17 protein-coding genes and 1 pseudogene are annotated in these 19763 nt (G+C 33.4%); 1 reads left to right on the forward strand and 17 read right to left on the reverse strand.

The window, feature by feature from the left end:
- Window positions 1–3: 3 nt before the first annotated feature.
- Together sfaB and sfaA are read right to left on the reverse strand one after the other, a co-directional pair.
- A complete protein-coding gene (gene sfaB / locus IDG65_RS02040) occupies window positions 4–1761 on the reverse strand; it encodes a staphyloferrin A synthetase SfaB (protein WP_000262645.1) in 1758 nt (585 codons plus the stop codon).
- Window positions 1748–2941, reverse strand: a complete 1194-nt coding sequence (gene sfaA / locus IDG65_RS02045) for a staphyloferrin A export MFS transporter (RefSeq protein ID WP_000170398.1) — start codon at window positions 2939–2941, stop codon at window positions 1748–1750. Before sfaA ends, sfaB begins: the two co-directional genes overlap by 14 nt.
- Window positions 2942–3042: 101 nt before the next feature.
- Here sfaA and sfaD point away from each other — a divergent pair.
- Window positions 3043–5017: pseudogene (gene sfaD, locus IDG65_RS02050) on the forward strand (D-ornithine--citrate ligase SfaD).
- Between the two features lie 160 nt (window positions 5018–5177).
- Here the strand turns inward: sfaD and IDG65_RS02055 are convergent.
- The 15 genes from IDG65_RS02055 to IDG65_RS02125 all read right to left on the reverse strand — a co-directional run bounded on the left by IDG65_RS02055 (window position 5178) and on the right by IDG65_RS02125 (window position 19734).
- The gene (locus IDG65_RS02055) at window positions 5178–5687 is read right to left on the reverse strand and encodes an Asp23/Gls24 family envelope stress response protein (protein WP_000215236.1); all 510 of its coding nucleotides are present in this window, start codon (window positions 5685–5687) and stop codon (window positions 5178–5180) included.
- 62 nt (window positions 5688–5749) lie between these two features.
- Window positions 5750–5989, reverse strand: a complete 240-nt coding sequence (locus IDG65_RS02060; RefSeq protein ID WP_000002682.1) for a DUF2273 domain-containing protein — start codon at window positions 5987–5989, stop codon at window positions 5750–5752.
- Between the two features lie 12 nt (window positions 5990–6001).
- On the reverse strand, window positions 6002–6538 hold the full coding sequence (amaP, locus tag IDG65_RS02065) for an alkaline shock response membrane anchor protein AmaP (protein ID WP_000825819.1): 537 nt from the start codon (window positions 6536–6538) through the stop codon (window positions 6002–6004).
- A 174-nt stretch (window positions 6539–6712) separates the two neighbouring features.
- Entirely contained in the window at window positions 6713–8275 is a 1563-nt protein-coding gene (locus IDG65_RS02070) for a BCCT family transporter (RefSeq protein WP_000792347.1), read from the reverse strand.
- 306 nt (window positions 8276–8581) lie between these two features.
- Window positions 8582–9589 (reverse strand): zinc-binding alcohol dehydrogenase family protein, encoded by a 1008-nt coding sequence (locus IDG65_RS02075; protein WP_000781942.1) that lies wholly within the window; start codon window positions 9587–9589, stop codon window positions 8582–8584.
- Window positions 9590–9822: 233 nt separating this feature from the next.
- Entirely contained in the window at window positions 9823–10824 is a 1002-nt protein-coding gene (locus IDG65_RS02080; protein ID WP_001180222.1) for an NADP-dependent oxidoreductase, read from the reverse strand.
- Window positions 10825–11106: 282 nt separating this feature from the next.
- On the reverse strand, window positions 11107–11976 hold the full coding sequence (locus IDG65_RS02085) for an alpha/beta hydrolase (protein WP_000719329.1): 870 nt from the start codon (window positions 11974–11976) through the stop codon (window positions 11107–11109).
- Window positions 11977–12241: 265 nt separating this feature from the next.
- Window positions 12242–13654: a 6-phospho-beta-galactosidase gene (gene lacG / locus IDG65_RS02090; protein ID WP_000169213.1), complete on the reverse strand. Its 1413-nt coding sequence runs from the start codon at window positions 13652–13654 to the stop codon at window positions 12242–12244.
- A 17-nt stretch (window positions 13655–13671) separates the two neighbouring features.
- Entirely contained in the window at window positions 13672–15384 is a 1713-nt protein-coding gene (locus IDG65_RS02095) for a lactose-specific PTS transporter subunit EIIC (protein ID WP_000983330.1), read from the reverse strand.
- 5 nt (window positions 15385–15389) lie between these two features.
- Entirely contained in the window at window positions 15390–15701 is a 312-nt protein-coding gene (locus IDG65_RS02100; protein WP_001078309.1) for a PTS lactose/cellobiose transporter subunit IIA, read from the reverse strand.
- Window positions 15702–15722: 21 nt separating this feature from the next.
- Complete coding sequence (gene lacD / locus IDG65_RS02105; RefSeq protein ID WP_000047021.1) at window positions 15723–16703, reverse strand: tagatose-bisphosphate aldolase; 981 nt, start codon at window positions 16701–16703, stop codon at window positions 15723–15725.
- A 3-nt stretch (window positions 16704–16706) separates the two neighbouring features.
- Entirely contained in the window at window positions 16707–17639 is a 933-nt protein-coding gene (gene lacC, locus IDG65_RS02110) for a tagatose-6-phosphate kinase (protein WP_052997622.1), read from the reverse strand.
- A gap of 12 nt (window positions 17640–17651) precedes the next feature.
- Window positions 17652–18167, reverse strand: coding sequence for a galactose-6-phosphate isomerase subunit LacB (gene lacB / locus IDG65_RS02115; RefSeq protein WP_000684746.1), 516 nt, complete (start codon window positions 18165–18167; stop codon window positions 17652–17654).
- Window positions 18168–18182: 15 nt separating this feature from the next.
- Entirely contained in the window at window positions 18183–18611 is a 429-nt protein-coding gene (gene lacA, locus IDG65_RS02120) for a galactose-6-phosphate isomerase subunit LacA (protein WP_000974608.1), read from the reverse strand.
- Window positions 18612–18978: 367 nt separating this feature from the next.
- A complete protein-coding gene (locus IDG65_RS02125) occupies window positions 18979–19734 on the reverse strand; it encodes a DeoR/GlpR family DNA-binding transcription regulator (RefSeq protein ID WP_001032743.1) in 756 nt (251 codons plus the stop codon).
- Window positions 19735–19763: the final 29 nt, after the last annotated feature.

Genomic DNA, 19763 nt, shown 5'->3' on the forward strand with positions numbered 1-19763 from the left:
GTACTACACCTCTTTTTTTATCGGATTATCTAACTCAATATTTAAATATTGCTTTACTTTATTTTCCATTCTCATATTTAACAACGCTTTGACAGTAATTGTTGGTCCAAACAAAATATCTTTTAACTCATTTGCATGTGGTAGTGTTGGGTTAATGGCATGCGCTACTACTTGCTGTACTATGTTAAATAATTCGGTTTCTTCAACACAATCATACTGATTAAAATGATGGATTAATTCTGCCATTTGATTTTGAATAACAGCATGTTGGAATTTTGCAATCACTGCATCTATAGAATCAGCTATTAAACTATCATTTGTAATTTTAATATCTGATACACGATGTTGTAATGTTTCTAAATCAATTCTAGAACCACCTAAATCTCTCACTAAAAATTGAATGTCAAAATGTGGCCCCAAGTTCACTACTGTATTTTGCATGTGTGCTTCTAATGCAATTCCATAATTTTGAATAAAAGCAATTAAAGGCGGGATTAATGCTTGAGAGTATCGTTCAATAAATGTCGTAATACTTTCTTTAGTAATTCCTTGATTTAACCACTCTAAGTAACTATCCACGATAACTTTTTGATCTATTGGATTTTTATTAACTAGACTTGCACTAACAACTGTTGCACCTTTTCCATCAATTTCAGGTTTTTGTCTTATAATACAAGCAAGCTGACGTGCCATATCTTTATCAACATTTGCATATTCACCGAACGGTTCCATAGCAACTTTAAATCCTGGATATTGATTCAACATGTTTTGTAAAGCATAACTTAACTTTGGTCCATCTACAGTAGTCACAGTTGAGACTGTTCTAACGGCACTTGTTGCTTGTACATCGACGGGCAACTTAACATGGTATGGTTTATCAATTAAAGACATCGTCCTAAATGATAAAGTTGCTTTTGAAAGTATTGTAAACGGCGTTGGAATTAATATTTTTTTAGCAATCCATGCTTCAAAATATTTCCCTATCGTATGATCATATTGCCAAGGATGTACTAAAATCGCTCTATAGTCTTCACTTTTCAAACCTAAACTCTTCAAAAACACACGAATCTGATTGTAGTATTCGGGAATTATTTCATCAATAATAAATTGATCATTACCATCCATAGCTGTGCACACAACATGGTCTTTTTCAATCATCATAATTTGCAAAGGGATTTCTTTTTCAAACTCAGGTGCATATGCTCGTACTTCTTCCATAGTTAAGGGCAATTTCGTTTTGGTTAAAGGGTGTGTTGGATGCCCCTCTGGTACCAAACTCTCAGAATAAGTTAAATCATCTGTCTTATCACTATCTTTTACATGTTGTAACCATGAAAAAAAGTTAATATCTTGTGGTAATCTTGAAAATTTAAAACTTTGACTTATTAATGTTTGTCTATGAGACATTTGCTTATATGTTTCAACTAAACTATCTCGACTGTGTATTAACTCTTCGCGTAGTCGCTCTGAAATAGGGATATCAAAGTCATGATTCAACACATCTAACAAACCTTCTAAAGTTATAATTAATGACGTTTCACCTTTATTTAAATAAGTAATATCCCCTGTAAACTCATAGCGTTCTAATGCACTTTTTCTAACAACTTCAATAGTCAACACATGCATATGATACTGAATTTCAATTAAAGATCCTTTTTGCGAAATAAATGTTTGCTCGGGGTAAATACGTTCTTTAATAATGGCGTTAATTACACGATATTGAATATTTCTATCTGCCTTTGCCCATTCAAGATATACCATGATTACTTTCCTCCAACTTTAACTTCAACTTTCTATTTATAAAATAGAATACCATTGTAATGCATATAGTACTTATTCCCATTATTGAAAAAGTTCTAACAATGCCAAACACATCTGCACATATACTCATTAACAGACTTCCCAATGGAATCATACCTCTATCCATCATAATAATACTCAGTACTTTACCACGTTCATAATCTTTAACATTATTTTGAAAATAAACGCGATTTGTCGTACGTGCCCATTGACTAAATAACCCAATCAATGTAATACAAATGAACATGATGACAATATTGTGAAATACCACACCTAACAAAGCAATGCCAAATAAAAATGAACTTAAATAATACATATTTACCATACCAATATATTTAAGTACTTTAGGTAAAACTAGCGTTGCAATAATACCACCAATGGCACACATCGTCATAGCGATACCAAATATTTCAGATTTCCCTGGAAATACTTTGTTTGTCAAAACTGGTAAAAGTGTCGTATATGAAAAACCTGTCGCCATAATCAATAATGATGTTATAAATATTTGTCGACCTTCCATATGTAATTTGAAGTAATCTATAATGACTTTTAAAGGCATATATCTTGTTGCATCTTCAGGCATTTTAGTTACTTTAAAATGTAATGGTAAACATAATAAAACTGCGATAAAATAACAAATTGCCTGTGCAAGAAATGTTGTTGGCGCATGATAGACTGCTAATATGACACCAGCAATGGCAGGCCCTATTGAACGACAAATATTAATGATGAATGAATGAAATGATACAGCTTGTGTAGTAGATATTTTATCTGATAAATCTGGTAAGATTGCTTGTCTTAAAGGTGTTTCAACCGCACTTAAAATCCCTCTTAATGTCGCATATATAATAATGATGCTAATTGGAATTGCAGTGAAACTATACGTAAGCACACATAAAATTGCAGTTACTAAAAATGATGATGAAATTGTAATTCTCAGCAATCGCCCTTTATCATATTTATCGGCAATTGCCCCTGCCCACACACTTAGTAATAATATTGGTACAAGTCTGCAAAAATTGACAATCCCCAGATAAACTGCGTTATGATAAGTGGTAAGTACAAACCAATTTAGCCCTATTTGTCCAATCCAATTACCTAGAAATAGTAGAAAAGAACTGCTAAAAAAATATTTTGTCATAAAACTTACACCCGCATTCTGTTGATAATAAGAATCATTATCATTAATATGGATTATACAAATCTATCTTGCTTTTGTAAAATATTTCATAGAGGTGAATTATGAACTTGAACTTAATTTTTAAAGAACAGACATTAAAATTTAACAAAGAAGAACAAGAAACATATTTATTTTTACAACAACATAATAACGATTGGGCTAATATTTTTAAAGAGATGATTTTACAAGGAAGAGATAAAGTCACTCAGAGATTAGTCACATCAATGCATCGCGAAAACTTAGTTAAAGCGCACTCAAAGTAAGAAAATATTGAGTCGTGATTTGATTATGTTAGATATCTCAACGACTCATATACTAGAAATCCAGTTCCCACAAGCTAAGCAAACATTATATGCTCCTATCACTGGAGAACATGCCTTTGATCGAATTGATGTTGAAGGCCCTTTCTACATTAAAGATGACATTACAAATACGATTACACGAGTACACCATCCAAATGAAATTCTTGAGTGTATTTTAATTGAAGCACCAGATTTAAAAAATGCTGCTAGTGATCAATTTCAGCAAGATTTAATAAACAGTGCAACTAATATGACATTTGCAATTAGCTATCAAGCACTGTCAATGCAACATGATTCTACACCTTTATTTAATATTATCGAAAATAGCGAAGATAGTTACTTGCGTTCAGAGCAAGCCGTTATTGAAGGTCATCCGCTACATCCTGGGGCTAAATTACGTAAAGGTTTAAATGCATTACAAACATTCCTATATTCTTCAGAATTCAATCAACCTATTAAGTTGAAAATAGTACTGATTCACAGTAAATTAAGCCGTACTATGTCACTGTCTAAAGATTATGATACAACTGTTCATCAACTATTTCCGGACTTAATTAAACAATTAGAAAATGAATTTACGCCAAAGTTTAACTTTAATGATTATCACATTATGATTGTACATCCATGGCAATTAGATGACGTATTACATTCTGATTATCAAGCAGAAGTAGATAAAGAATTAATCATTGAAGCAAAACATACGTTGGATTATTATGCTGGTTTATCTTTCAGAACATTAGTTCCTAAATACCCAGCTATGTCGCCACACATCAAATTGTCGACAAACGTTCATATTACAGGTGAAATTCGTACATTATCAGAACAAACAACGCACAATGGTCCACTAATGACACGTATTTTAAATGATATTTTGGAGAAAGATGTCATATTTAAGTCCTATGCATCAACAATTATTGATGAAGTTGCTGGTATTCATTTTTATAATGAGCAAGACGAAGCAGACTATCAAACTGAACGAAGTGAACAATTAGGTACATTATTTAGAAAAAACATATACCAAATGATTCCACAAGAAGTCACACCAATGATTCCTTCAAGTTTAGTTGCAACCTACCCATTTAACAATGAATCACCTGTCGTGACATTGATTAAACGTTATCAATCAGCTGCATCATTGTCTGATTTTGAATCATCGGCGAAATCGTGGATTGAAACTTATAGTAAAGCATTGCTTGGTCTCGTAATCCCACTAGTTACTAAATATGGCATTGCATTAGAGGCTCACTTGCAAAATGCTATTGCAACATTTCGGAAAGATGGTTTATTGGACACGATGTATATTAGAGACTTTGAAGGTTTAAGAATTGATAAAGCACAACTAAATGAAATGGGATACAGTACATCTCATTTCCATGAAAAATCAAGAATTCTTACTGATTCAAAAACGTCTGTGTTTAACAAAGCCTTTTATTCTACCGTTCAAAACCATTTAGGCGAATTAATTCTTACAATCTCTAAAGCATCAAATGATTCAAACTTGGAAAGACATATGTGGTATATCGTTCGTGATGTACTAGATAACATCTTTGATCAACTTGTGCTTTCGACACACAAATCTAATCAAGTAAATGAGAATCGCATAAATGAAATTAAAGATACCATGTTCGCGCCATTTATAGATTATAAGTGTGTTACAACAATGCGTCTTGAAGATGAGGCACATCATTATACTTATATTAAAGTTAATAACCCTTTGTATCGAGAAAATAATTAAGGTTATAGAATTTTATTAATCGTGAGCTCAAGGATTACATTAACTTATTAAATACAATCTAAACAAATGAGAGAAAGATACATTTCTCATATTCAAATTATTAAAAATCACAAAAAAGCTCGGCACTAAAATGGTGTGCCGAGCTTTTTTATCGAATAACTTATTGTAAACCTTGTCTTTCTTGGTTATTGTTTTCATTATTTTTTTCGTGTTTTTGTTTCCATTCTTTTTGAGTCATTACATCGTCAACTTGCATGTTAACTTCAACAACATCTAAACCAGTAATATATTTAACTTGTTCTTTTACTAATTCAGTTACTTTACGGAAAATTTTAGGTGCTGATTCACCATATTCTAAAATTACTTTTAAGTCTACAGCAGCTTGTTTTTCACCAACTTCAACAGATACACCTTGTGTAACGTTGTTGCCACTTGAGAATGCATTAGTGAATGTATCAGTTAAGCCACCTTTCATGTCTAAGATACCTTTAACTTCACGTGCAGCGATACCAGCAATTTTTTCAACAACTTCATCAGAGAAAGTTAATTTATTTTTGAATTGAGGTTCTTGATTTTGTTCTTGTTGTTTTTGACGCTCTTCTCTTTCTTTTTCGTTAACACCAGTTTGATTGTCGTATGCTTGTTTTGCTTTATTGTTATCTACAGTCATAATAGATTCTCCTTTAACTTATTGTTTTTTATATTTTTTTAATTAAATTCTAAATTGATGAATTAACTCCATCGATTTAAAAAATTCATAAAATCTTGCTTACGGTCTTTCATATACCCAATACCTACACCAATTAAACATAAAACGATGATAAGTATTGTTTTCCAAAAACCTAACGTTAAGAATAATATCGCGATTAATAGAAACGCTAAGAAACCAACGATTCTCCATTTAAATACTTTTAAAAAATTAATCACTTGTTGTGTAGAGTCTTGTCCGTTTTGGTTATGATTGTTAGCCATGATATACCTCCCTTACAACACTCGTGGACCAGAAGTTTTCTGATCTCTCACATTAACTTCTAACTTACGTACTGGCATTTCTGTGAAATATTCTACATTCTTTTTAATATCTGAACGAATTGCTTCAGTTAAAGATTGAACTTGAACATTATTTGGTACGAAAAAGTCAGTTTTAATGTCGATATAAGATTTATTTTTTTTGTTATATAGTTTTGCAACTACATTTGGTTGTCTTACTTGATCATATTTTGCAACCGTATCGAATGCCGTCTTTTCAACAGCTTTACGAGATACGTAAACATGACCATCATCGAAGTCTTTGTATAATCCAGGTTTTCGATGCGTAGGTTTGAAGATACTAAATACTAATATAAGACCTATTAATATCAATAGTGCAGCAAGTGAAATAAGTAATGGTTGGAACCATTCAAATTGAAGGAAGTAGTCTTGATATTCAGTTATACGTCCATCTTGGATATACATGAATAACAGGAACCCCACGATTACTACTATTAATAAGCCAAGGATAAAGTTTTTAAGTCGTTTCACCCCTAACGACACCTCCTTAGTTAAAGTTAATTTAAAAACATATTAAATATGTACCCATCAGATTTTTTCTTAAACATAATAAATTAATAACTATAAATTTATTTTTAATATATAAGATGAAGTACCATTTAGTAATATATTCCCTAGTTTTTGTAAATAAAACCTCATTATTAATTAATTTTCGTCAATATGTTTTGAAGAACGATATTCTAAAATATCTGGGTCACGATGTTTAATTAAAACCTTATTACTATTTCTCGGTTTCTCCTCACTCAAAGATTTTAAAAGCGACCATATCATCGCTATAATGACCACGGAAAATGGTAACGCAGCAATGATTAATAAATTTTGAATCGCTTGAGTACCACCTGTGTAGATCATGATAATTGCAAATAATGCCATAATGATACCCCAACTCACTTTGACAAATGACTTCGGATTAATATCACCTCTTGAACTCAACATACCTAAAACATAAGTTGCCGAATCCGCTGATGTAACAAAGAAAATCATAATAACAAGTAAAGTAATTAAGCTTAATACAAAACCTAGTGGGTAATGTTGTAGCGTTGCAAAGGTTGCTGTTTCTGTCGCAGCTTTAGCAATATCGGCAATATGATTATCTTGTAAGTAAATTGCTGACGCGCCGAATACCGCAAAGAATATAAAGCAAACTAATGCCGGGACAAAAAGTACACCTAGAATAAATTCTTTAATCGTACGTCCTTTTGACACACGTGCAATAAATATACCTACAAATGGTGCCCAAGATATCCACCATGCCCAGTAAAAGATTGTCCAATTTTGTAACCATTGGAATTTTTGACCGCCTGACGGAATGCGTAAACTCATACTAAAGAAATTTGCAATATAATTACCTAGACCATTCGTAAATGTATTTAAAATGTATAGCGTTGGCCCAACAATAAAAAGACCAATAAGTACTACAAAAGCAAGTAACATGTTGATATTACTCAACGTTTTGATACCTTTATCGATACCTGACCATGCTGACCAAGTAAATAATATGGTTGTAATGACAATCAAGATTACTTGCATCGTGAAGTTACTCGGTACATTAAATAAAAAATGTAAACCTTCGTTTATTTGCAATGCACCGAAACCTAATGTTGCAGCAACGCCTGTTACTGTAGCTATGACTGCCAATACATCAATGGCACCACCTAAAGGTCCACGCATTGCCTTTTCACCTAATAAAGGCGTCAATGTAGCGCTGACTAAGCCAGGATATCCTTTATGAAAGCTAAAATATGCAAACACAAGCGCGACAATACCATAGACTGCCCATGCATGAATCCCCCAATGGAAAAATGAAAACTGCATTGCATCATTAATTGCAGATTGCGTGCCAGCTTTATGAATAGGCGTTAATTTGAAGGCATGACTGATTGGTTCTGCTGTTGTCCAGAACACAAGTCCTATTCCCATACCAGCACTAAATAACATAGCAAACCAAGACGGCAATGAGAATTCAGGATCTTCGCCTTCTTCACCTAATGTAATGTTTGCGTATCTTGAAAATAAAATATACACACAGACAAATAAAATAACTAAAACGAGCAATAAATAATACCAAGAAAAATGTAGCGCAATAAATGTAGTAATGTTTTGCGTGAGTTTTTCTAACTGTTTCGGAAATATTGCACCAAAAGCAACAAATATCGTACAAATCACTAACGATACCCAAAACACTAGACTTACTGATTTATTTTTCATAAATACAAACCCTTTCTGTGTAATGGTAAATTCATACCCACAACTGCAACATTTTAATCATTTGTAATTTTATATAGACACAATTAATAATGCTTCATCTTTTAAAAATGATATATAAAACATACTCAAATTATTTATCATTGAACAACAAAGTATTTTATTGTATTTAAGTAATGCCTTTCTAATGCATTATTGAATTGATACCTTCTAAGTTGTCATATTTCCCTTTAGAATCAATAGTCGCTAGACACAAAAATAAGTCGCCCCATACAGTATTTTCTGCATAAGGCGACTTTACTTACTAAACTATATATTAATTACTAATTTCCCAATCATTGACTGTTTTTCCAACAATAGATGTGCTTGATATAAGTTTTCAGGTGATAAACCTTCAAAAACTTGTGTCGTTGTTGGTTGGTAATGTCCTGATTCTATATTTTTCGTAATATCTTCTAAATACTCATGTTGTTTAATCATATCAGGCGTTCGATGAATTGGACGCGCAAACATAAATTCATGTGTAAATGTTATACTTTTTAATTTTAATGCATTTAAATCTTGATCTTCATTAAAAGCTACGATAGTTGTAATATGCCCTAATGGTTTTATCAGTTCAATCATAGTATTGTAATACAAGTCTGTATTATAGGTACAAAATATATAATCTACTAATGGAATTTCTTTTTCTTTAAATTGACGCACTAAATCCTCTTTATGATTCAATACGATATCTGCTCCCATCTTTTCACACCACTCTGTTGTTTCTTGTCGTGATGCTGTTGTAATGACAGTTAAACCATACCGTTTAGCAATTTGAGTGGCAATACTTCCTACACCCCCAGCGCCATTAATGATTAACACGGATTTACCTACATTTTCAGAAGGATTATGTGAAATTTTAAATGTATCAAAAAACGTTTCATATGCCGTAATACCAGTTAGCGGTAGACTAACCGCTTCATTAGCGCTTATGTTGTGTGGCGCTTTTGCAACTATAGCTTCTGAAACCAATTGATATGTCGCATTTGATCCTTGTCTATTTGGCGATCCAGCATAAAATACAACGTCACCCGGACTAAATAATGTAACGTCTGGTCCGATAGCTTCAACAGTACCAATAGCATCAAACCCAAGTACACGAGGTGCTTGAGTGACTTCCATTTGTCGTTGCTTTGTATCTACGGGATTTACACTAATGCTATTTACTTTGACTAAGATATCATCGTTTTCTGGCGTTGGCTTTCTTTGTTCGTATACTTTAAATAAATTTCCTTCTTCCAATTTAAAGGGCTTTTCAAATCCTATCATTTTCATATCGTTTCACCTCATTTATGAACTTATTTCTTATTATACAAAATAGAAGCCATGTGTGCTTTTATCGCAGCATCATGACTCCTTTTTCATCTGAATATATAAATAATTACAGACGACTTTCGTATTACATTTTAGACTTATTTCTACCATGTTACTGAACAAATTTGCTTTAGATAAAAAATTATTAAATTTTGGTCAATTAACAAAGTTAGTTTGTTAAAACGTATACTTTATTATTCCGTTACTTTAATAACTTGTTTACCAAAGTTATCGCCAGTAAATAAATTTTTAAATGCATGTGGCGCATTTTCAAAACCATCTTCAATGGTTACTTGTGACTGAATTTTACCTTCTTGAACCCATGTTGCGAGCTGTTCACTAGCTTCTTTAAAAGCATTGGCGAATTCACTTACTAAGAAGCCTCTCATCATTACTTGCTTCTTAATAAGCGTACCTTGAATACGTGGTCCGATATCGGCTTCAGGATGATTATATGACGAAATTGCGCCACATACTGGTACACGTGCAAAACGATTTAAATGCTTAAATACTTCATCGCCAACTGTACCACCAACATTTTCAAAATAAACATCAATACCATCTGGTACTGCTTGTGCTAACGCTTCTGCAAAATCCTCTTTCTTATAATCAATACCAGCGTCAAAGCCCAGTGTCTCTGTTAAATAATTTACTTTTTTGTCGCCACCCGCAATACCTACAACACGGCAACCTTTAATCTTAGCAATTTGACCTACAACTGAACCTACAGCACCAGATGCAGCTGAAACCACAACAGTATCACCGGCTTTAGGTTGTCCAATATCAAGCAGACCATGATATGCTGTTTGTCCTGGCATTCCTAAAACACTTAAATATAAATCAAGTGGTACATCTGTCGTTGGAACTTTAGTAATTTGATCCGCTTGGACATGATTAATGATTCGCCAAGGCAACATACCTACAACGACATCTCCTTTTTTATAATCTGCGAGTGTCGAATCAATTACTTTTGCAACGACATGGCTAACAATCGGTTTACCAATTTCAAAAGGCTGTACATACGAATCTGCCTTAGTCATACGTCCTCTCATATATGGATCCACTGAAATATACAGCGTTTGTACAAGTACACCATCGCTCTCAAGTTTAGGCGTGTCAATCTCTTCAATTTTGAATGTATCCTCTTGAGGCATGCCTTCTGGTATTTTGTTAAAAAGAATTTGTTTATTTTGCATCATTAATCACCTTTCTTTATTTGAAACTTTTACTTATTTGTTACTTAAGCGTTAAGTTTGAATTGTGTCTTCGTGATGTCTGTATGCAAATACATTCTTAGTTGTTATATTTTGACTTAAGCACTGATTCATTCATGTAACTTCAACCACATTATATTTGCTATAATCATAAATTTAAAATGTTACGACTTAGACATTTTATGGAAACTCTCAAACAATAGATAATTTTTGAAAAGCTCTAATATTACAAGCTTTTTTGCCCCAGAAAAACTAGCAGTTGCTTTATTTTTTCCATAAGAAGTCGATTAACTCATTAGCAACATTTTCATTCTCATGAAGCTGACTATGTTGTGCAGGCTCACCTTCATATTTAGATTCTCGATAACTTTTCGGACTATTTCCCAGTAAATATTTTAATGATTTCGAAGAACTATTAGACACTCTGCCGTCTGAATGTGTACCATCTTTCAAATCTCCATAAATATTTAGCACTTCGATACCTTTACCTTTATAAATATCTTTTAGCACGCGTAATTGCTGATAAGGTTGATTCATTCGACTTGGTTTACCATCTTTATCAACTGTAATTTCATTGACATCTTCATTCATATTTAAAACACCATTAAATGTCCCTGCAATATTCACTTGTTTGTTTAACTGTGGCAGTGACTTGTCGTTACCATATGTCATCATATATTGTGCAAATGTTAAGTTCCCCATTGAGTGACCGACAAAGTTGAATTTATCGAAATTGTATTCAGATTGTAACTTAGTCAGTACATTTTTAAACCACGCAGCATTCTTATCCAAATAGCCTTGTCTGTTATTTTCAAGTTCAATTTTCACAATAGGATTCACTGCATCTTTTCTTAGTTTCCCTTTAAATGTCACTGCACCATCCTTTGAAACGTAAGCAGTGATGATATCTTTAGTTACCCCTCTTTTTTCTGCTTGCTTCACCATAAACTTTTCAGAATTGGCACTACCACCAAATCCATGTAAGAACAATGTTGGAATTGGCTTTTTAACAAATTGCTGTTGTTGTATTTTAAATGTTTGTGCCTGTCGTTGACTAAACACCACCGTAATAATAGAGCCTATAATAATAGCGACCGCTAACAATGTCGTAATAATTACAAAAATTTTCTTCACACTTTTAACTCCCATTCATGTCTTTTATATAAGTATAAAGGATGTGATTAAAAATGTCCTTTAGTTGATTTTGAATACATCATTAACTTTTAAGATGACTTTGGAAAGTTGTCCGTTAACGTTTGTTAATTGATTGCTTCTTTAGCTTTCAATGGTGTGTCACCCATTGATTAATATATAAATATGTATATGCATGTTTAATTTATCTCTTTCTATAAATAAAGACCTACCAGCACTCGACTGATAGGCCTTTTAATATCTATAATTATTTAATTTCTTTTGTTTCGGCTAACTCTTTGTACCAATAAGCACTTTTCTTAGGATAACGTTCTTGAGTCTCAAAATCGACATAGAATAAACCATATCGTTTTTCATAACCATTTGACCAAGAGAACACATCCATTAATGACCAAATAAAGTAACCTTTAACATTTGCACCATCTTTAATAGCATCTGCAATAACGTTTAAATGTTGTCTTACATAATCAATACGTGCATCATCATGAACTGTTTTTTCAGATTCAATAAATTCATCTTTATATCCTAAACCATTTTCAGTGATATAAATCTTATGATAGTTAGGATAATCTTTAACAACACGCATGATTTGATCATATAAACCTTGAGGATAGATCATCCAGTCCCAGTCTGTGCGAGGTACGTCGACATCAAATTCACGTTGTCCGACACCTTTAAGTTGGTATTTAGAACCGCCTTTATCACCTGTCGCATTATGCGTGATTTCAGATTCTCCATCGTAACCTCTCATCCAATCACTCATGTAGTAATTGATACCTAAGAAGTCGTTTAAATCTTTGGCTGCATCTAAAATGGCATAATCTTCATCTGTAATGTTTAATTTACCGCCATTAACAGATAAGATATGTTGCACACCTTCCATCGTTTCACGAGAATACTTACCTAAATATGTTGCATCTAAGATGAATTTATTATGGATGATATCTTCTAATTCTGCTGCACGAACATCTTCAGGATTTGATGGATCGAACGGATATTTTGTTGGCAATGCGTGTACAACACCAATTTCTCCTTGATAGCCGCCATCTTTAAATAATTTTACTGCTCTTGCATGAGCAACCATCATATTGTGATGAGATTGGAAAACTTTTTCAAAATCATATTTAATACCTGGAGGGAATTTACCTACTAAATATTGACCATCACCAATAGGTCCAATTTCATTGAATGTAGTCCAATATTTTACTTCTGGGAATTCTTTAAAACAAAATTCAGCATAATCTACAAAGTAGTCAATCGTTTTACGATTTAGAAAATCGCCATCTTTGTGTAACACTTCTGGTGTATCAAAATGATGCAATGTTACAAATGGTTCGACATGACGTTTATGACACTCTGCAAATAACTTATGGTAATACTCAACACCTTTAGGGTTAACTTCGCCATATCCATTTGGGAAGATACGAGACCATGCAATTGAAATACGGATACCATTAACACCGAATTTTTCACTTAATTCTAAATCCACTGGATATCTGTTATAAAAATCACTCGCTGGTTCTGCAGTGTACCAATAGTTTTCTTCTAAATACGTATCCCATGCTACACGACCTTTACCATCCGTATTTGTCGCACCTTCTGCTTGATATGCTGCTGTTGCTCCACCAAAAATAAAATCTTCAGGTAATGTTTTAGTCATATGAAAAACTCCTATTCTTAATTTTCAAATTGTTGTTGAACGAAATCAAGGGCTGCTTGGCCATCTCGTGTCAATTTGATATATTCAGCACCTTGAGTCTTCGCTAATTTAATACCTAATCTATCTGTATCTTGCTTAATATCTTCATAGTTAGACGCAACTTGTGGCGCTAAAATGATTAATTGGTACTCTTTCATAATGTCCATATGTGCGCCATATCCGCCAGCTGCTGCTTTCACTGGCACATGATATTCTTCAGCTGCTTTATTAAGTGCGTTGGCTAATAATCCACTTGTACCACCACCGGCACAAAGTACTAAGACATTTGTTTGTTCTGTGATATTTGAAGCTTTAGCTGCATCGTCTGATACACCACTTGCCGCTAAAATTGAATCAGCTTTTTTCGTATCAAAGTTTGCTGCAACTTTTTCTTTTAAATCTGAATTACTTTCTTTACGTCCTTCTTCTTCATCAAGAATTTCACTATCATAAACTTTTAGGAATGGGTAGTAAATAATGATATCTACAACAATCAAAGTAATAGCTAGTACGAATGACCATAAACCAAAACCTGTACCCATGATAATGCCCAATGGACCTGGTGTTGTCCAAGGTAAATTCACACTAAAACTATTCATTCCTAACACTTCAACGAAAAGTTTGAAAATCCATACGTTAACAATTGGTGCTAATACAAATGGAATAAAGAACACAGGATTCAATACTAGTGGTGCACCAAATAAAATTGGTTCGTTTACACCAAAGAATGTTGGTACAACTGATGCACGTCCAATCGCTTTGTTTCGTTTAGATTTCGTCATCCACATAAACATGAATGGGACGACCAATGTCGCACCCGTACCCCCAAAAGTAACGATAAACATTTGTGTACCTGATGTAATAATTTTATCTGCGTGTTCTCCAGCTTGAAGCAACTTGAAGTTCGCTTCGATATTCGCATATGTAATGGCTGCAATTGCTGGTTCTACTATTGATGGACCATGAATTCCTACAAACCAGAATAATGCAAAGGCACCAAAGATAATTGTGACACCAATCCATCCATCTGCTGCTGTAAATAATGGTTCGAATAATTTTAAAATACCTTCCGCTACATTTGATTTAAAGCTGTTGCGAATGACTAAATCTAATGCATAAAGAATGATGATTACCGCTGAAAATGGAATTAAGTCCTTAAATACTTGTGAAATATTCGGCGGTACTTCTTTCGGCATTTTAATTGTAATATTGCGCTTCACACAGAAGTTATAAACAATAACAGTTACAAATGCTGATAAGAATGCTGTTAATAAACCTTTAGTTCCCATAAATGCACTTAAGAATCCACCATCTTTGGCTGGATCAGAAGCTAAGAACAAGAATCCACACATCGCTGCTAGCATCGTAGAAATAAAGTTAATTTGATTTGTACTTTCTAGCTTACGATTAAATGAATCTGTTAAAGATTTCGCTGTCGTTCCTGCTACTAAAAATGCTACAAGTCCCATCGTATAGTTATATGGTTTCATTAAAATGGCTTCCATGCCTTTATCCCATTTAAAACCAAATATATTTGGCACGTATGCAATTAATAGAAAGATACTTGAGAATAAGATGACAGGCATTGCAGAAATAAATCCATCACGGATGGCTCTTAAATATATGTTACGTGATAATTTCTCGAAAAATGGCTTCCCTTTTTCAATTTGTGCGATCAATTTTTGCATCATTGTCATCACCCTCTTTTATAAAATTCTAATAAATGCTTCATTAAATCTTTCAGTAAAATTGTTGTCATTAAATGGTCTTGACCATGCATCATCGTCACACTATATGCAATATCATCACCTTGCGCTTCTTTAGCCAACAGGCTTGTTTGTGCTCTATGCGCTTCCGCAATGCAATTGTTTCCTTCTTCTATCAGTGCATCTGCTTTTGCAAAATCTCCAGCTTGAGCTGCTGTTAATGCTTCTAAAAACTTAGAACGTGCATCCCCTGCAAATGCAACAATTTCAAAACCTAATAATTGGACTTCTTCTCTATTCATAGCATTAATCCCCTTTTATACTTATTTTCTTTGTTTCCAAGATGTCGCAGTATCTTTTAATACTTTGTTTAAGTCATCAATATTTTTGAAACCAGTTGTACGTAACCATTCACGAGCAGCATCTTCACCTTGTTCAATGTATACTTGAACAGCACCAGACCATGTAGCACGGCCACAAAGTACACCGTTGAATTTAGCACCAGCTTCGTGAGCAAATTTTAAAGTTTCTTGGAATAATTCCGCAGAAACACCAGCACTTAAGTAAATGTATGGTAAATGAGTTGCTGCATCTTGATCTTTAAAGTGTTGTGCCGCTTCCTCTTTTGTATAAACCACTTCACCTTCAGCAAAGCCTTCTACATATTTCATGTTTACTGGTACTTCAACTTTCAATACATCAACGTTAAAGCGTGGTTCTGAGAATAATTTCATTGCTTCGTTAACCTTTCTAGGCTTAACTTTTGCGAATTCAACACTACCGTTATCAGGAATGTTGTCATCGTATGTTAATACTTCTAAAAAGAATGGAATATCTTCAGCTACACATTCTGAACCGATTCTTTCGATATATGCTTTCTTTTGAATATTGATTTCTTCTGTATCATCTACATCATAGTAAAGTAAGAATTTAACAGCATTTGCGCCTTGTTCTTTTAATCGTTTTGCAGACCATTCAACTAAACAGTCAGGTAAACGACCTTTAGCATTTACGTCATAACCAGTTTTTTCATAAGCAAGTAATAATCCACAATCTTTGTTACGTGCATCAGAAGCTGGTAAACCGTATTCAGGATCTAATAAAATTGAAGATGCATATTGTGTTAATTCTTCCGCAACTAATACTTTTAATTGTTCAATTTGAGCTACAGTTGGTTCTTCAGTTTGATGTTTTGCCATCATGCGTTTTAAAGCACCACGTTGGTCAAATGCTAATGCAGAAATGATACCTTCGTTGTTACTTAATTGTTCAATTGATGCGATTTTTTGATTCGATTTTGACATTTTTTACACCTCTAAAACTTCAATTTGATTGAATAAATCATCATAATTATTTAAATTGACATAACCTGTTTGTGCTTCTTGCGCATTCAGCATGCCTAAAGTATTGGCTTTTTTTAGTAAATCGTGGTCGTTTTCATGATTGAGAATTGCTGAAGTAATTCCAGCAACCGTAGAATCACCTGAACCAACCGGATTTAATACACTTATTATCGGAATATTCACTCTATAGAATGTATGATTGTGCTTAGCGAATGCACCTTGTTCACCTAAAGACACAATAATCCACTCAATCCCTTCGAATAAGGGTTGTGACACTGCCTGTTTCAAACTTTCTAAACTTTCATCAAGTGGCTGGTTAAGCAATTGATATAGTTCAGAAATGTTTGGTTTAATGACTGTTGGTTTGTATGGATTTTCCAAAACTGTTTGCAAAGTTGCACCCGAGCAGTCTAATATTACAGGCACACCTTTGTTTTGGCATCGTTCAATGATTTGTGCATAATAATCTTGATTTAATCCTTTAGGTAAGCTACCTGAAATAGCAACTGCTTCAACTTTTTCTAATAATTGTTCAAAATGTTTAATAAATCCTGCAGCCTCTTGATTATCAATCTCCGGTCCTTGCTCTAAAATTTCTGTTTGTTGCCCTTCATGTAAAATTGCAATGCAGTTTCGTGTTTCACCCTTAATGTTATAAAATGCATGCTTGATACCGGCATGATCTAATTTTTTAGCAATAAATTGACTTAATTCACCGCCAATAAAACCACTCGCAAGGACTGGCTCACCTACTTGCGCAAGTACTCTTGTTACATTTAAACCTTTACCACCAGCTGTTTTACTTACTTCTTGAACACGATTAACATCATCTAATTTCAATGCTGTTAATGGATATGAAATATCAACGGATGGATTTAATGTTAAAGTTAAAATCATATGTGTCGTCCCTTAATCGTGGTATTCGCCTCTGTCCCATTTTTCTAAGAATTCATCAAAGAAATGTGGATCAGCTTGATCTGCATTGCTTGTTTCTAAATGTTTAATTTTAGCGATTAATTTTTTGTTCTCTTCAGTTGGTTTATATTCAGCATTAATAAATGCATCGATAATATCGCACATTAATAACTCACCTATAATACGTCCACCAAAGCCAATAACGTTCGCATTTAATTCTTCTTTAGCATATAAAGCTGATGTCATATCACGTACTAGTGCTGAACGAACGCCAGGTACTTTATTTACAGCATTGTTAATACCAACACCTGTTCCACAAATACAAACACCTAAGTCTGCATTACCGCTAACAACTTGTTCGCCAACTTTTTTACCAAAAATTGGATAATGTGTTCTTGTGAAATCGTATGTTCCTACGTCAATGACTTCATGTCCTTTTGATTTTAAAAATTCAGATACACGCATTTTTGTATCTGTAACAATATGGTCGCATCCTAATGCAATCTTCATAGTAATTTTTCCTCCCTAGCACATTTTATTAAGCATATCTACACGGATTTGGTGTCTACCACCATCGTATTTACCTTCAACAAAACCTTTAACGACATTTTTCGCTAATGTGTCTCCAACAATTTCAGACCCCATAGTGATCATTCTTGAATTGTTATGGCCTCTAGTCATATATCCAGAGCGTTCATCTGATACTTCAGCAGCAATCATGCCTTTGATTTTTGTAGCAACCATAAAGCTACCTGCACCAAATGCATCGATAACAATACCTAAGTTACCTTCTTGACTTTGAACATCTTTTGCTACAGCCAAAGTTGCATCAACAAAGTCAACTTCCTGTCCTTCTGTTACGTCAACAACATCATATTTATTGTCTAATAAGTATGATTTGATGACTTCTTTTAATCGTTTGCCAGCTTCATCTGAACCAATAATAATCGCCATAATAAGACTCCTTTTTACTTTAATTTTGAAATACCTTTCTTAAAATATGACATGTTTATTTGTAGGTTATGAAAATCTTGAGAAAAGGCTTTCAATTTGATTACGTTTAAATTATAAACATAAACAAACAATAAATCAACATAATATGTTTATAATCTGTTTGTTTATGACATATTTTCAAACAATAAGTGAACATTCATACTGTGGTGTTGTTTTAATTAGGTATTCGTCTGAAATTGTAGTAAAACTTTGTCGAGGTTCCCGTTTACATAAATTTGCATAAAAAATAGCCCATAAATGAATGCAAATTCACATTCACTTACGAGCATATAGACACATATTTTAACAATGCAGTTATATTTTTAATTTAGTCGACTACTTCAATATATGTTTTAATCGTTTCTACCTTTTCTTCATCTTCATAATCCATGACCACTGCAGTCAATTCGTTTAACTGACAAAATGATGTAAAATCTTCTTTGCCAACTTTCGTATGATCGATTAACAAGTATTTTTCAATTGAATTACTGAGTGCCAGTTGTTGCGTATAGGCTTCATCTAATGTAGATGTCATCACAGCACCTTTATTTACTGCGTTACTACTAAAGAACATCTTGCTAAATCTTAGTTTTTCCAACATGGCATTCGCCATTTCACCTACAAATGCTTCTGTAATATGGCGCATTTCACCACCAATTAAATAGACACGAAAATGTGCTGTTTGTTTTTCTAACAAAATTTTATACACCGGCAAACAATTCGTAATAATTGTGAGCGTATGATGATTGACTTCTTCTGCTAATAGTTCCACTGTTGTTCCTGGTCCGAAAAACAAAGTATCCCCATCTTCAATTAATGATGCAGCTTTTCTAGCTATAAATCGTTTTTCTGCAATTTGACGGGTATGTTTTTCTTTATGTGATATTTCTTTATACTGAAATGTTGAATTACTGCGTGCACCACCATGAATCTTCGTTAAAATCCCTTTATTTTCCAATTCAATTAAATCTCTTCGAACTGTCATATCAGACACATTTAAACCTTCGACGATTTCATTCGTTCTTATCGTGCCCTTTTTATTCACTAGTTTAGCAATTTCGTCCAAACGTTCATGTTTATTCAATGTAAAATTGCCTCCTTTATTTAGGCGAT

Origin of the sequence: Staphylococcus sp. EG-SA-17 (genome assembly GCF_017151845.1) — a bacterium.
GTDB classification, from domain to species: Bacteria; Bacillota; Bacilli; order Staphylococcales; family Staphylococcaceae; genus Staphylococcus; species Staphylococcus aureus.

What these genes read in the sequence shown, in the direction of transcription:
- sfaB (WP_000262645.1), bottom strand. Translation starts at nt 1,761, where the DNA reads ATGGTATATCTTGAATGGGCAAAGGCAGATAGAAATATTCAATATCGT.
- sfaA (WP_000170398.1), bottom strand. Translation starts at nt 2,941, where the DNA reads ATGACAAAATATTTTTTTAGCAGTTCTTTTCTACTATTTCTAGGTAAT.
- IDG65_RS02055 (WP_000215236.1), bottom strand. Translation starts at nt 5,687, where the DNA reads ATGACTGTAGATAACAATAAAGCAAAACAAGCATACGACAATCAAACT.
- IDG65_RS02060 (WP_000002682.1), bottom strand. Translation starts at nt 5,989, where the DNA reads ATGGCTAACAATCATAACCAAAACGGACAAGACTCTACACAACAAGTG.
- IDG65_RS02070 (WP_000792347.1), bottom strand. Translation starts at nt 8,275, where the DNA reads ATGAAAAATAAATCAGTAAGTCTAGTGTTTTGGGTATCGTTAGTGATT.
- IDG65_RS02075 (WP_000781942.1), bottom strand. Translation starts at nt 9,589, where the DNA reads ATGAAAATGATAGGATTTGAAAAGCCCTTTAAATTGGAAGAAGGAAAT.
- IDG65_RS02080 (WP_001180222.1), bottom strand. Translation starts at nt 10,824, where the DNA reads ATGCAAAATAAACAAATTCTTTTTAACAAAATACCAGAAGGCATGCCT.
- lacG (WP_000169213.1), bottom strand. Translation starts at nt 13,654, where the DNA reads ATGACTAAAACATTACCTGAAGATTTTATTTTTGGTGGAGCAACAGCA.
- IDG65_RS02095 (WP_000983330.1), bottom strand. Translation starts at nt 15,384, where the DNA reads ATGATGCAAAAATTGATCGCACAAATTGAAAAAGGGAAGCCATTTTTC.
- IDG65_RS02100 (WP_001078309.1), bottom strand. Translation starts at nt 15,701, where the DNA reads ATGAATAGAGAAGAAGTCCAATTATTAGGTTTTGAAATTGTTGCATTT.
- lacD (WP_000047021.1), bottom strand. Translation starts at nt 16,703, where the DNA reads ATGTCAAAATCGAATCAAAAAATCGCATCAATTGAACAATTAAGTAAC.
- lacC (WP_052997622.1), bottom strand. Translation starts at nt 17,639, where the DNA reads ATGATTTTAACTTTAACATTAAATCCATCCGTTGATATTTCATATCCA.
- lacB (WP_000684746.1), bottom strand. Translation starts at nt 18,167, where the DNA reads ATGAAGATTGCATTAGGATGCGACCATATTGTTACAGATACAAAAATG.
- lacA (WP_000974608.1), bottom strand. Translation starts at nt 18,611, where the DNA reads ATGGCGATTATTATTGGTTCAGATGAAGCTGGCAAACGATTAAAAGAA.